The organism is Desulforadius tongensis (assembly GCF_016907915.1).
Lineage (GTDB): Bacteria > Bacillota > Desulfotomaculia > Desulfotomaculales > Desulfohalotomaculaceae > Desulforadius > Desulforadius tongensis.
This window is the reverse complement of sequence record NZ_JAFBCW010000011.1, coordinates 15,388-28,534: the sequence shown is the minus strand read 5'-3', so window position 1 is coordinate 28,534 and position 13,147 is coordinate 15,388. Positions and strand designations below refer to the sequence as shown.

General features: G+C 43.2%; 14 protein-coding genes and 1 tRNA gene. 11 read left to right on the top strand and 4 right to left on the bottom strand.

Annotated features, from left to right (window positions below; all coding sequences use genetic code 11):
• The first annotated feature begins 3 nt into the window (after positions 1–3).
• From JOC37_RS05920 to JOC37_RS05905, 4 genes are all read left to right on the top strand, one after another.
• A complete protein-coding gene (locus tag JOC37_RS05920; RefSeq protein WP_204617075.1) occupies positions 4–300 on the top strand; it encodes a hypothetical protein in 297 nt (98 codons plus the stop codon).
• 139 nt (positions 301–439) lie between these two features.
• On the top strand, positions 440–973 hold the full coding sequence (locus tag JOC37_RS05915; protein WP_274380923.1) for a rhomboid family intramembrane serine protease: 534 nt from the start codon (positions 440–442) through the stop codon (positions 971–973).
• A gap of 233 nt (positions 974–1,206) precedes the next feature.
• On the top strand, positions 1,207–2,055 hold the full coding sequence (locus tag JOC37_RS13455; RefSeq protein ID WP_204617073.1) for a methyl-accepting chemotaxis protein: 849 nt from the start codon (positions 1,207–1,209) through the stop codon (positions 2,053–2,055).
• Between the two features lie 50 nt (positions 2,056–2,105).
• Complete coding sequence (locus JOC37_RS05905; RefSeq protein ID WP_204617071.1) at positions 2,106–2,528, top strand: zinc ribbon domain-containing protein; 423 nt, start codon at positions 2,106–2,108, stop codon at positions 2,526–2,528.
• A 65-nt stretch (positions 2,529–2,593) separates the two neighbouring features.
• Here JOC37_RS05905 and JOC37_RS05900 read toward each other — a convergent pair whose 3' ends face one another.
• Positions 2,594–3,046 (bottom strand): N-acetyltransferase, encoded by a 453-nt coding sequence (locus JOC37_RS05900; protein WP_204617189.1) that lies wholly within the window; start codon positions 3,044–3,046, stop codon positions 2,594–2,596.
• 90 nt (positions 3,047–3,136) lie between these two features.
• On the opposite strand from JOC37_RS05900, the gene JOC37_RS05895 reads away from it, so the two are divergent.
• Positions 3,137–3,901, top strand: a complete 765-nt coding sequence (locus tag JOC37_RS05895; RefSeq protein ID WP_238480785.1) for an SIR2 family NAD-dependent protein deacylase — start codon at positions 3,137–3,139, stop codon at positions 3,899–3,901.
• Between the two features lie 85 nt (positions 3,902–3,986).
• Positions 3,987–4,691 (top strand): endonuclease/exonuclease/phosphatase family protein, encoded by a 705-nt coding sequence (locus JOC37_RS05890; protein ID WP_204617069.1) that lies wholly within the window; start codon positions 3,987–3,989, stop codon positions 4,689–4,691.
• An 82-nt stretch (positions 4,692–4,773) separates the two neighbouring features.
• Here the strand turns inward: JOC37_RS05890 and JOC37_RS05885 are convergent, their stop codons facing one another.
• Positions 4,774–5,553: a cell wall hydrolase gene (locus JOC37_RS05885; protein WP_204617067.1), complete on the bottom strand. Its 780-nt coding sequence runs from the start codon at positions 5,551–5,553 to the stop codon at positions 4,774–4,776.
• Positions 5,554–5,777: 224 nt separating this feature from the next.
• Here JOC37_RS05885 and JOC37_RS05880 point away from each other — a divergent pair.
• Positions 5,778–5,852, top strand: a tRNA-Arg gene (locus JOC37_RS05880).
• Positions 5,853–6,067: 215 nt separating this feature from the next.
• Here the strand turns inward: JOC37_RS05880 and thiI are convergent.
• A complete protein-coding gene (thiI, locus tag JOC37_RS05875) occupies positions 6,068–7,276 on the bottom strand; it encodes a tRNA uracil 4-sulfurtransferase ThiI (RefSeq protein ID WP_204617065.1) in 1,209 nt (402 codons plus the stop codon).
• Entirely contained in the window at positions 7,269–8,441 is a 1,173-nt protein-coding gene (locus JOC37_RS05870) for a cysteine desulfurase family protein (RefSeq protein ID WP_204617064.1), read from the bottom strand. The genes thiI and JOC37_RS05870 overlap by 8 nt, the downstream gene beginning before the upstream one ends.
• 320 nt (positions 8,442–8,761) lie before the next feature.
• Between JOC37_RS05870 and JOC37_RS13450 the strand changes: the two genes are divergently transcribed.
• The 4 genes from JOC37_RS13450 to dhaM all read left to right on the top strand — a co-directional run bounded on the left by JOC37_RS13450 (position 8,762) and on the right by dhaM (position 13,132).
• Positions 8,762–10,789 carry a sigma 54-interacting transcriptional regulator gene (locus tag JOC37_RS13450; RefSeq protein WP_204617062.1) on the top strand — a complete coding sequence of 676 codons (2,028 nt, stop codon included), beginning with the start codon at positions 8,762–8,764 and terminating at the stop codon, positions 10,787–10,789.
• Positions 10,790–10,967: 178 nt separating this feature from the next.
• Complete coding sequence (gene dhaK, locus JOC37_RS05860; protein WP_204617060.1) at positions 10,968–11,966, top strand: dihydroxyacetone kinase subunit DhaK; 999 nt, start codon at positions 10,968–10,970, stop codon at positions 11,964–11,966.
• A 59-nt stretch (positions 11,967–12,025) separates the two neighbouring features.
• Entirely contained in the window at positions 12,026–12,655 is a 630-nt protein-coding gene (gene dhaL / locus JOC37_RS05855) for a dihydroxyacetone kinase subunit DhaL (protein ID WP_204617058.1), read from the top strand.
• Positions 12,656–12,739: 84 nt separating this feature from the next.
• Positions 12,740–13,132 carry a dihydroxyacetone kinase phosphoryl donor subunit DhaM gene (gene dhaM / locus JOC37_RS05850; protein ID WP_204617057.1) on the top strand — a complete coding sequence of 131 codons (393 nt, stop codon included), beginning with the start codon at positions 12,740–12,742 and terminating at the stop codon, positions 13,130–13,132.
• The last annotated feature ends 15 nt before the right edge of the window (positions 13,133–13,147 follow it).

The following is a 13,147-nucleotide window of genomic DNA, read 5'->3' as shown; positions in this document are numbered from 1 at the left end:
CAGATGAAACAAGTGGATTTTGACGATAGAGAAAAACTAGGTCAGCTGCTGGCAGAGCTTTATCAAGCCCAGAAACAAATTTTATTTCAAGAAATGGTAATGCAGATATTTATGGAACGTACCGGTTTAACGGAAGAACAAGTCATCACCATGTTAAAAAGAATGCTGCAGGAGGGTTGGCTGGTGGCCGGTGGATGCAAGCCGAAATTTTTCCTGCGCCCGGGTTATGTGGCCAGTTTTCCGGTGGTTGTAAGCAGGAAGGGCATAGATTTCTTAAAAGAAAAGGGTTACAGCCGGTAGGAGGGGATGTTTTACGATTCCGCTGAAGGATGACATTGCTTCATCAAGGGTACCTGTTGTTAACTATATTTTAATAGCTATCAATATTGCGGTATTTCTTTATCAAAAGTCCCTTGGTTTTTATGCCCATGAATTTATTATGAACTATGCTGTGGTACCCTATCACCTGCTGGATATTTATGGGCCGGTGGAAATGGTGAGCAGGCTTACCACTACAATGTTTTTGCATGGCGGCTGGTTTCACCTGTTAGGCAATATGCTTTACCTGTGGATTTTTGGGGATAATGTGGAAGATCGCATGGGACACGGGCGTTTTCTTATTTTCTACCTCTTTACAGGATATATAGCTACATTAACCCATGTTTATTCAATGCCTCATTCCACAGTGCCGATGGTTGGGGCCAGCGGTGCCATTGCCGGTGTACTGGGTGCTTACCTGGTACTGTATCCCAGGGCCAGGGTTTTAACACTGCTGCCCATCGGTATATTTATTAACATCATTCGTATACCGGCGGTGTTATTTTTAGGTTTTTGGTTTTTCTTACAGGTGATCAATCAAGTTACGGTTTCGTCAGCTTCTACCCAAAGTGTGGCCTGGTGGGCCCATATCGGCGGTTTTTTAACCGGCGCCGTTTTAGTGCGGTTCTTTGTCCCGTCATGCAAAAGGATATGAAGGTAGAAAAGCAAAGGGTATGCCAAACCCTTTGCTTTTTTAATATGTACCGGGCTGTGGGTGCTCCGCAGCCTGTTTAACCTGAATACTTTACCTTTTGGCATAATTTTTTTCTTGCAAGAATATTTGAAATATTAAATGTTCTGAGGGAGGAAAAATCTACTTTACAAAGAAGAATACTGTAAATGAATTTGTGAAAAATTACGTAATTTATGCTAATGGGGTGATGAGTGTTGACTGCTATAGGTATTATTGGTGGTGGCAGAGGTGGTTATGCTATGCTGCGGGCTTTTAAAAACATAGACCAGGTGCATATAATGGGAATTGCGGATATAAAAGAAGATGCCAAAGGGATGCAGTTTGCCAGGGAAATCGGCATACCCACCTATACAGATTTTGTTGAATTGTTAAAACAGCCCGGCTTGGAAATTATCATTGATGTTACAGGGGTTGAGGAATTACGGGAAAAAATTGAAAAATATAAGTCAGCGGAAAGTATATTTGTGGAAACTAAAGTGGCCAAATTAATGTGGTTTTTGGCCAAGCAAAAAGAAGAAATGCTGAGGGAACTAAATGAACAAGCCCAGCAGCTGGCCGGTATGGGTGAGCAGCTTAATGCCACGGTGGAGCAGGTGCCGGAGATTATCAATGAGGTATCTAACTTTATTAAAAATTATGGCGATACATTGAGCGGGTCCATTAATGATGTGGAAAAACATCTGGAGGATACAGACGAGGTGCTGCAATTTATCCGTAAAGTGGCTGACCAAACTAAACTGCTGGGGCTTAACGCAGCCATAGAGGCGGCCCGGGCCGGTGAACACGGAAAGGGTTTTGCTGTGGTGGCGGAAGAGGTCAGAAAGTTGGCGGAACACAGTGCCGTTTCTGTTAAAAAGATATCCTCCATTATGAAAAACTTAGAGGAATCAATGAGGGGCATCATTAATAGCGTTGAAGAAAACAATAAGCTGACGGAACGGCAGGTTACTGCCACCGAACAAATTGTTTATGCTGTAAATCAGTTAAGTCAACTGGCTGATGATATAAACAAGTTTTCACAAAAACTATCTGCTATGCAGTAAGTAAATAAAGTGATAATATATAAGTAAGTCTACTTGAGAGGGGAGAAAATATGGATTTTTTTAATCGCCTGGGCGAGAGGGCCAAGGAGTTTGGCGATAAGGCTAAAGAAGCAACCCGCAGGCCCACAGAACTGATTGAGTTGACTAAACTGAGATATGAAGTAACAAAACTAAGTAAAGTAATGGAAAATAACAAGGAAGCCATTGGCGAACTTGTTTACCGTCAGTTTAAAGGTGAAATGGGGCTGGAAGGGGAAATTGAAAGGCTGCTGCAGAATACTAAAAAGATGGAAGCAGATATCGTGGAAATGGAACGTAAGATTGAAAAGCTGCAGCCCAAGCCGCTGGTATGCCCCAGGTGTGAAATAGAATTGCCCAGTGATGGTGTTTATTGCTATAAATGTGGTATACGGGTAGCTGCCGAGCAAAGCGGCACCCCGAAGGAAGAGGGCGGCCAGGAAAATCCTTCATAAAAGATAAAGACAGTTAATATAAATGATCCACCCCTACAATAACCTATCTTGTAGGGGTTTAATAATTAAATATTTATTATTACCGCGTTTTCTTCACAATTGGGGAAGAGAGGGCAGTTAACGCATTCCTTCCAAACCTTATGGGGCAATTCTTCCTTGGCAATGGCCTTAAAACCGCAGCGAATAAAAAACTCCTGCTGGTAGGTGAGGGCAAAAACTCTTTTAATTTCCAGCTGTCGGGCTTCTTTGAGAAACAAGTTTACCAAATTGCGTCCGATGCCTTTTTGGATGTGGGCGGGGCGCACCGCCAGTGCTCTGATTTCAGCCAGGTCACTCCATATTATATGTAATGAACCCGCTCCGATTACCCGGCCATTGTATTCTGCCACGGTAAATTCCCTGATTCCTTCATATAATGATGACCTGGATCTGGCCAGCATTAAATTTTTAGCAGCATAATATGAAACTAATTGATGAATTTCTTCTACATCGGATATTTTTGCTTTTCTGTATATGATTTCCAAAATAACCGCCTTCTTTGCTATAATTTAATTATAACTTCGCTTTTGAAAGGTAAACTCCTCTTTTAAAATAACGGGAAAATAATAATGGAAAGGATGTTGCAGTTGGATTACCGGGATAAAATTGAACTATTAGTGAAATTAATTAAGAACTCTGCCAAAACCGTTGCCCTAACCGGTGCCGGTGTCAGTACGGAAAGCGGTATTCCTGACTTCCGCAGCAGGGACAGCGGGCTGTGGAATAAATTCAGACCGGAGGAAGTGGCCAGCATCGATGCGCTAAAAAGGGACCCCGACACCTTTTATAAATATAATTTTAAATGGTGGCAGGGATGCCTGCAGGCCCAACCCAATGAAACCCACAAGGCGCTGGCTGAGATGGAGAAGAAAGGATGGCTTTTTGGGGTGATAACTCAAAATATTGATGGGCTGCATCAGCGTGCTGGGTCGCAAAAGGTGTGGGAAGTACATGGTCATTTGAGAAGCTGCCGCTGCATGAAATGCAAAAAAGAATATGACATGGAACGCCTGGCAGAAAATTACTGGTGCCATCACTGCGGTGGGCTGCTGCGGCCCAATGTAGTGCTGTTTGGTGATCCCATGCCGGAAGATTATTATACGGCTGAAAAAGTGATGACGGGATGCCAGCTGTTACTGGTAATCGGCAGCAGCTTACAGGTTTACCCGGTGGCCGGTTTACCCTACCTATCCCGGCAGGTAGCTATAATTAACTATGACCCCACCCCGTGGGATGATAATGCCCAGGTGGTATTTCACCATTCTTCAAGTGAGGTGCTGGCGGAAGTTGTAAAACAGCTGGGTGACAGTACCGGCCCTTATTTTGTGGGTTAATCTGGATAATTATGGTAGTGATTGGCCTTTATAAAGAAGTTTAATTTGTCGATAAGGGGCATATATATATATCTTGGGTGGTTGTATGCCGAAGGCGGTAAGAGTTTTAACATACAATATCAGGCATGGAGTAGGGACGGACAATAGGCTGTCGCTGGAACGTATTGCTTGGGTTATATACAGTTCCGGGGCTGACATTTGCGGTATTCAGGAAGTGGATAAATGGAATCCCCGCAGCGGTATGTGCAATCAGGCTAAAAGGATAGCGGAACTGTGCGGGATGGATTATGTTTTTGGCCCCAATATTCACCTGGCCGGTATTGCTTTTTATGGTACGGCTGTTCTCAGCCGCTGGCCCATTGTTGATTTTTGCAACTACAAATTACCCGGTAAAGGTGAAAGCAGAGGCCTTTTAAAAGCAGAGGTAAAAATAAATGATGTAAAAATCAGTTTTTTTAATACTCACCTGGGGTTAGATCAAGACAGCCGCATTAAACAAGCCAAATACATTAAAGAAATTATTGATATCAAAGAACCGGTGATATTAACGGGAGATTTAAATGAGCAGGCAGGGGGTAAAGCGGTTAAAATTCTGCTGAAGGATGGCTTTTTAAAGGATTGTTTGCCTTGTAAAAGCAGAACGGTGAACACTTACCCGTCACATTCACCAACGGAAAAGATAGATTATATACTGGCTGACAAAAAATGGCATGTTAAATGGGCGCGGGTAATTTCCAGCCGGGCTTCAGATCACCTGCCCTATTTGGCTGAACTGGTGCTTTCAGGATAATCCCGTACCGCGTACGGGCCAGTGGGTAATGAACCCCGGCAGCTGTTAATAAAATTAAAATAGTGGGCGCGATTTACGTCCACTATTTGGGGTAGGCGAATATTAAGTTGCCCTGCTTTAAAGCTACCGGCAAAGAGCGTAGAAACCTGTTTCCGGTTTTATTGTCGAAAAAGTAAAGGGCTCCGCCGGTGGGATCAGCACCGTTTAAAGCTTTCTTGGCCGCTTCAATACAATCGGGCAGGGCGGGATTATTGATACGCCCGCTGCGTACCGGTCCAAACTGTCCCGGTTGATAGATTACTTCTTTTATTGTATTGGGATATTTGGGGCTTTTTACACGATTAATTACCACTGCTCCCACACTGATTTTGCCCAGTTCCGGCTCACCCCGGGACTCTGCTGTAATTAACCTGGCCAGTAAATCCAGATCTTCCTTGGTGTAAGGAATTGCCGGTCTTGCACCGCCCCTGCTGGCCGTGCTTGTTCTGGCCGGCACTTTCAGTACCTGGCCGGGATAAATAATAGTTTGCGACAGGTTGTTGGCAGCGATAAGGGTTTGAGTGGAGATGTGAAATTGCAAAGCGATTTGATATAAGGTATCACCGGGCATTACCACGTAACCCCGGGGCTGTGCAGTGGTATTTTTATCCGGTACTTTAAGCTGCTGGCCCGGTTTAATTAATGTACTGTCCAGCTGGTTTACTTTCATTAGGTTGTGTATTGTTGTTCCGTATTTTACACTGATGGAAAATAAAGAGTCTCCCGGCTGTACTGTGTAAATGCCTGCATGAGCAGGGGTTACCGGCAGGCAGATAATCCCCAGCATTAACAAGGAACACAATAGCCTGTGCAGTATCTTCATGGTTTAATTTTAATCCTCCTAAAGTGTAAATGATGTACCTCATTTTACTAAATTGAAATTCAAAGTTCCACCCTTAAAATGGAAGTTAACCCGGCTTTATTGGCAGTTAATGATATTGACTAATGATTATATTGTGTTATAATAAAAATCCAAGCTGAATTAGCCGGATGCTAAAAAACTTGATTTTTTAAACGAAGTTTACTATAATACATTAGTGTGGACATGCGCCTGTAGCTCAGTGGATAGAGCGCCGGCCTCCGGAGCCGGGTGCGCAGGTTCGATCCCTGCCAGGCGCACCATATTGTGAAAAAGAACGCCCGGGAAGTTTTAAAAGGTTTCCCGGGCGTTTTAAGTATTAAAAAAAAGGGCTCCCAAAGGAGCCTTATTTAAATTCTACCTTGAAAGGTTATCCTGCTGGCTGAGCCCGGCAGCGGCTTACTCAAAAAACGTTCGCTGCTGCAAATGGCTGCGGCACTTTTCATTTCTCTGATTGTGCCGTATGCGGCATGAGGGTCTAACCTTCCCAGGTAAAATTAAAAGTTTCGGTTTTTTCCAAAGCATCTTCTATAAGTCCGTCCACGTCCAGCAAACTTTCGGTTTTTAGAATTTTACCCATGTTGGGCTTGATAGTAATAGGGCCCTTGGGGAGAAATAAGGTGCAGCAATCTTCATAGGGTTGAATGGAAATATCGTATGTTCCTATCTTCTGGGCCATTTTAATAATTTCCAATTTATCGTAAGTAATCAGCGGTCTTAAAACAGGCATGACAGTAACTTTATTTATAGCGGCCATATTCTCTAAAGTTTGGCTGGATACCTGGCCGACGCTTTCACCGGTGACCAGGGCCAGCGCTCCGCTGTTTTCTGCTATACGCTGTCCAATGCGGAACATAAAGCGTCTCATTACTGTGATTCTGAAACTTGGTGGGCAGTTTTGGTGTATTGCCTTTTGGATATCGGTAAAATGAACCATATGTAACTTTACCTGCCCGCCGTAATTGGTTAGAACCCGGCATAAATCCTTAACCTTTTCTTTAGATTTTTCCCCGGTGAATGGGAAGCTGTGAAAATGTACTGCTTCTATTTCAATTCCCCGTTTCATGGCCAGCCAACCAGCTACCGGGCTGTCTATGCCCCCGGAAAGAAACAAAATTCCTTTGCCGCTTACGCCCACCGGCAGCCCGCCGGGGCCGGGGATTGTTTCGGAAAAAACATAGGCCTGCCCCTGGCGTATATCCACCGATACCACCATGCGGGGATTGTGCAGGTCAACCTTCAGGCCGGGGATATTATCCATTAGGTAAGCCCCTATCCTGCTGGCCAGGTCCATGGAGCTGATGGGAAAGGATTTATCTGCCCTTTTGACGGTAACACGGTAAGAAATCTCTTTTCCGTTTTCACCGGGGGTAATTTCTTCCCTTTCCAATGCTTCCATTAAAGTTGTTTTCGCAGTTTCATAAATCAGCTTTTCATCAGCTTCCACCCGGGTAACCGGGCTGAAAGAGGCAATGCCAAAAACCCTGCGCAGGCATTCAACCGCCTCGCCGGGGTCAATTTCACCTATATCCAGCAGCATTCTGTTTCTTAGGGTTGTGATTTTGGTACGGCCCAAAGGAGCCAGCCCATGCTTAATATTAGAAATCAGCTTGTTTTCAAATTTGTAACGATTTCTGCCTTTTAAACCTATTTCTTCGTAACGGATTAATAACAATTTGCTAACCAAAGCTGCGCAACTCCTTTACACATTCTTGTAACTTATTTAATACTATTTTAACTTCTTCGGCGGTATTTTCAGCGCAGAAGCTGAAACGAAGGGCTCCATCCATTTCTTTGGCGCTTAAGCCCATGGATTTTAATACCCTCTGTTCCTCCGTTTTGCGGGAAGAACAGGCTGAGCCGGTGGAAGTATATATACCCTGCTGTTCAAGATAGTGCAGCAGTACCTCCCCCCGTACACCGATAAAAGATATATTGGCTATGTGCGGTGCAGAACTGTTACTGCCAACGGGCGGCCCGTTTAAACGGGTATCGGGAATATTTTTCAGCACACCTTCCACCAGCATTTTTTTTAGGGCGGCCATATGCTCGCTATTCCGGGCGGCTTCTTTTTTTAATCTGGAAACCGCCGCGCCAAAACCGGCTATGGCGGGAACGTTTTCAGTTCCGGAACGCAAGCCCATTTCCTGCCCGCCCCCGGCTATTTGAGGTTTTAAGGGAGTTCCTTCGGCCACAAAAAGGGCACCTACCCCCTTGGGACCGTGAACCTTATGGGCGCTTAATGAAAGCAGATCAATACCCAGCTTTTTTGGGTACAAGGGCACTTTGCCCAGGGCCTGCACGGCATCTACATGCCAGACGGGTGTTTTTTTACCTGACCTGGCCCGCTTGATTACTTTAGCAATTTCTTCAAGGGGCTGAATGGCACCGGTTTCATTATTGACGTACATGGTGGAAACCAGTACGGTATCTTCCTGTAAAGCGTCCTGGAAATCCCGGGTTCTAATTACGCCCTCGTTGTCCGGGGGTAGATATGTTATTTTGAACCCTTCCTCTTCCAGCTGACGGCATACATTTAATACTGCCGGGTGTTCAATTTCTGTGGTGATTATATGCTTACCCCGGTTGGATAAAGAGTACGCTGCACCTTTGATGGCCAGGTTATTAGATTCGCTTCCGCCGGAAGTAAAAACTATCTCTTTGGGTTTTACCTTTAATATGTCCGCCACCTCATTCCGGGCCTGGCTGATGATTTTTTCCGCTTCAACTCCCAGGCGATGAACGGAAGACGGATTGCCGTATGTATTTTCCAAACATTGCATCATTGCTTGTACCACACTTGGTGCCGGTTTGGTGGTGGCGCTGTTGTCCAGGTAAATAATTTGTTTCAAGGCACGTACCCCCTAAAGCCTTTATATTTAAAGCACTATTTTTTATGTTATATTGCCCCAAGATGGCAAGTCAACAGTGAAAAATTAATAAGAATTTTTTAGTGTAAAAACCACCCCTGTTTGCAGCTGACCAACCCGGTTTGATGGACAGCCGGTTAAGGGTGTATAGTATAAATAACTGCAGGAAAGGCATCTGTTGGGACAATGCTGTAATGGGAGAGTTTTTTGCTTAACCTGCTGTTTAATTTACCAGGGGAAGATCAAGAATATATTTTAAAGAAAGTAGAAAAATGCTCTATTTAAAGCCGGGGGTGTCCTCTTTGCTTTATAAAAAACAAGTAATTATTAATTATCAAAAGGGCTTGCACGTGAGGGTTGCAGCAATGCTGGTGCAGAGGGCCAATGAACTTAAAAACAAGTTTAATGTGGAATTATTTCTATCTGATGAAATGAACAGGAATGTTCCCGCAACAACTATCATGGCTGTTACTTCGCTGAATATCAGATATAAGGACAAGGTCACCGTTTTGGGTAAAGGAAACAATGCTGTTAAAGCTGTCAATGAATTAGCTGCCTTTATCGAGGGGAATTTTGAAGTAAAAACAAACACCAACCTGGAAGAAGTTGATGACATTATCCAGGAAACCAGCTTGACCTCGGCAAAGGTTTTTGAAAAAATTGCCAACGGTTTAATTGTTGTTGATAAAAACAATGTTATTACGGTATTCAATAAATCTGCAGAACGTATCATGGGAATTAAAGCTTTTGAAGTGATTGGCCGGAAGGCTGATGAAGTTATCCCGGGTTCAAGGCTTCATATTGTCATGGAAAAGGGTGAACAGGAATTAGGTTATAGACAAACCATAGGCAGGGCCACAATAATAACTAATAGAACTCCTATTATTGTAAACGGTAATGTTATTGGAGCCGTAGCAGTATTCCAGGATATTTCGGAAATCGAGCAGCTGGCCGGTGAATTAAATGAAGTGAAAGAGCTTAAAGAGAAATTACATTTGATTTTAAAATCTGTTACCGATGGTGTATGTGCTGTTGACAAAGATGGGAATATTACCTATGTAAATCCTGCTTATGAGGCAATGGTCAAAAAATCGAAAGCAGAATTAGAAAAAGAGAATGTTTTTAAGTTTTTTCCTGAAAGTGCTATAGCTCGTGCCCTTAAAGAAAAGAAAACCATTCGAGGGTTTGTTAGTGAGAGGAATGATGGGACTACCTTCATTGCAAATGCTGCCCCCATTTACGTGGATGGACAAATCCAGGGAGCGGTTTCTGTATCAAAAGAAGTCAACGAGGTAGAAGAATTGATTGAAAAGCTGTCAAAGGCCACGGCTAAGGCCCAATACCTGGAAGAGGAACTTAAAAGGGTGCAGAAACTTGATAAAGCTTTTGATTCAATCATTGGCAAGAGCGGCAAGTTAAGGGATGCCCTTACAATAGCTGCAAAATCTGCTGAAACCTGTTCAACTGTATTAATTAGGGGTGAAAGTGGTACAGGCAAGGAACTTCTTGCCAAGTCAATTCATTTTGCCAGCCCGAGGAAAAAGGGACCTTTTATAAGGGTAAACTGTGCTGCAATTCCTACTACCCTGCTGGAAAGTGAACTGTTCGGTTACGAGAAAGGAGCCTTTACCGGGGCAGTAAATCAAAAAATAGGAAAGTTTGAACTTGCCCACGGAGGGACTATATTTTTAGATGAAATTGGCGATATGGAAAAGGATATGCAGGCCAAGCTCCTGCGGGTATTACAGGAAAGAGAAATCGAACGGGTTGGTGGTACTCAAACAATAAAAATAGATGTCAGAATAATTGCGGCTACTAACAAAAACTTAGAAGAAATGGTGAAAAAGGGAGACTTTAGAGAAGACCTGTATTACAGGTTAAATGTTATTCCCATAAACCTTCCCAGTTTGAGGGAGAAAAAAGAAGATATACCTCTTTTAGCCGAGTATTTTTTGAAAAAGCTTAATACACGCTTGAAAAAAAATATCAGATATATTACCAGGAAGGCATTGATATGTTTTTTAAACTATCACTGGCCTGGAAATGTAAGGGAATTAGAAAATATTATTGAAAGGGCTATCAACCTTTCGGATGACGAGATAATAGATGTGGATGACCTGCCTTCATACATTTCTGGTGAAGTGACAGAAGGGAACAGGCACCTGGTATCTGCTGACCTGAATGGCGAGATTGCCCCATTTGAAGAATATGAGAAACAGATAATAAAGATGGCACTGGAAAAATACGGGAGCTTCAATGCGGCGGGTAAGGCCCTTGGGATTACCCATAAAACCGTTGCATTTAAGGCCAGGAAATATGGTATAGTTTAAATCGCCCGGTAAAAAGCCGGGCATTTTTATTTTGATAAATATTCCCAAGAGATTTAAGGCTGTTGATAGAAAATCCCAAGAGATGCCTTCAAAACCTGTAAAAAACCGTATGTTTTTGTGGCATGAAAGTTGCATATCTTAGGGTATATAAGAATTTAATTTGAGGAGGTTGGATTAAATGAAAAAAATGATTAATAATCCAGAAGCAGCAGTTGAGGAAATGCTGGAAGGGATGGTTGCCGCTTTTCCGGGGTACATCAAAAAACTTGAAAACTTTAGTGTAATTGTAAGGGCAGATGCTCCCGTTGAAGGTAAGGTAGCTCTTGTTAGCGGAGGGGGCAGTGGTCATGAGCCAGCCCATGCCGGTTTTGTAGGAAAAGGCATGCTTGATGCGGGTGTTGCAGGGGCGGTATTTACTTCTCCAACTCCTGACCAGGTTTTTGAAGCCATCAAGGCTGTAGATAGTGGCGAAGGCGTACTGTTGATAATAAAAAACTACACTGGTGATGTAATGAATTTCGAAATGGCTAAGGAAATGGCGGAGGCCGAAGGTATCAAAGTAGCAAGTGTAATTGTAAATGATGATGTAGCTGTTGAGAACAGCACATATACAACAGGTAGAAGAGGAATAGCTGGTACTGTCTTTGTGCATAAAATAGCGGGTGCTAAAGCCTTCATGGGAGCTGATCTTTCAGAGGTCAAAAGGACGGCGGAGAAGGTAATTGCCAATGTAAGGAGTATGGGTATGGCCCTAACACCCTGTGTAGTTCCAACGGCAGGAAAGCCCACTTTCACCTTGGCAGAAGATGAGATGGAAATCGGTATGGGCATTCACGGGGAGCCCGGAACTAAAAGGACTAAAATTCAACCTGCGGACCAGGTGGTAGAACACCTAATGGATAAAATCCTCGGGGATATTTCGCTAAATGAAGGGGACGAAGTGGCTGTAATGATCAATGGCTTAGGAGCTACGCCCTTGATGGAGCAGTTTATAATCAACAGAAAAGTATCCCAGATACTAAAAGAAAAGGGAATAAAAACCCACAAAACCTATGTAGGTGAATTTATGACCTCCATAGAAATGGCTGGTTTTTCTATAACTATACTGAAGTTAGATGAGGAGTTAAAGGAACTGCTTGATGCTCCTGCAGATACTCCAGCCTTCAAGCAATTGTAGAAGATAATTCAGCATAACCAATATTTTTAAAATGCTTACCAGGAGGAGGATTAGTATATATGACCATTGACAATAAAGTATTGTTAAAAATAATTGAAAATATAGCCGTCAAGGTAAAAGAGAATAAAGAATATCTTACAGAATTAGATTCAGCCATTGGTGATGGAGACCACGGCATAAACATGGATAGAGGTTTTCAGGCAGTCCAGGAAAAGCTGCCGGCATTAGCTGATAAAGACTGTGGGACTATTCTAAAAACTGTTGGTATAACCCTGGTATCAACGGTTGGTGGTGCATCGGGACCTTTATATGGCACCGCTTTTATGAGGGCAGGCGGTGTTAGTGCCAATAAATACGAATTAAACCGGGAAGATTTCCTGGAAATTCTAGAAGCTGCTTTAGAGGGTATAAAAATGAGGGGTAAAGCTGAACGGGGGGACAAAACTATAGTGGATGCCTTAGAACCTGCCGTTTTGGCATTCAGGGAAAATCTTCAATCTCCCAATCCCCTGTTAAAGGCTTTGGAAGCTGCGCGAGAAGGTGTTGATTATACAAAGAGTATAAGTGCAAAAAAAGGCAGGGCAAGTTATTTGGGGGATCGGAGCATTGGTCACCAGGATCCCGGGGCAACATCATGCTGCCTGATGCTGGAGGCATTAGCCGAAACTTTAGAACCGCAGGAGGCTTAGCAGAAGTTTTTCAAAGCCTCCCCTGACCTTTTATTATATGTTTATATGCAAAAATTTTATCTGCACAATAAGGGAGGTAAAACTGTGGTTGGTATTGTGCTCGTTTCACACAGTGAAAAAATAGCAATGGGGGCCCAGGAACTTATTGAACAGATGACAAAAGGTAGTGTTCCGTTAGAGGTAGCGGGTGGAACCAGTGATGCACGACTGGGTACCGATGTTAATTTAATAATGGAAAAGATAGAAAAGGTTTATTCTCCCTCAGGAGTGTTGGTAATTGTAGATTTGGGAAGTGCAGTGATGAGCGCCCAAATGGCTATTGAAAGTATGGAAGAAGAAAAAAGAAAAAATGTAATAATTGCTGATGCTCCGTTTTTGGAGGGAGCTATTTCTGCTGTTATGGAATCCAGCTTCGGAAAAGGATTAGAAGAGGTAAAATCAGCTGCAGAAGCTGCCAAGAACTTGAATAAGCTGTAAATTAATGGTTTTTAG

Excerpts from the sequence above, each read along its gene's own strand:
- JOC37_RS05885 (WP_204617067.1), bottom strand. The coding sequence starts at position 5,553 with ATGAAGATACTGCACAGGCTATTGTGTTCCTTGTTAATGCTGGGGATT.
- JOC37_RS05895 (WP_238480785.1), top strand. The coding sequence starts at position 3,137 with ATGGAAAGGATGTTGCAGTTGGATTACCGGGATAAAATTGAACTATTA.
- dhaK (WP_204617060.1), top strand. The coding sequence starts at position 10,968 with ATGAAAAAAATGATTAATAATCCAGAAGCAGCAGTTGAGGAAATGCTG.
- JOC37_RS05915 (WP_274380923.1), top strand. The coding sequence starts at position 440 with ATGAACTATGCTGTGGTACCCTATCACCTGCTGGATATTTATGGGCCG.
- JOC37_RS05905 (WP_204617071.1), top strand. The coding sequence starts at position 2,106 with ATGGATTTTTTTAATCGCCTGGGCGAGAGGGCCAAGGAGTTTGGCGAT.
- JOC37_RS05920 (WP_204617075.1), top strand. The coding sequence starts at position 4 with ATGAAACAAGTGGATTTTGACGATAGAGAAAAACTAGGTCAGCTGCTG.
- dhaL (WP_204617058.1), top strand. The coding sequence starts at position 12,026 with ATGACCATTGACAATAAAGTATTGTTAAAAATAATTGAAAATATAGCC.
- JOC37_RS05890 (WP_204617069.1), top strand. The coding sequence starts at position 3,987 with ATGCCGAAGGCGGTAAGAGTTTTAACATACAATATCAGGCATGGAGTA.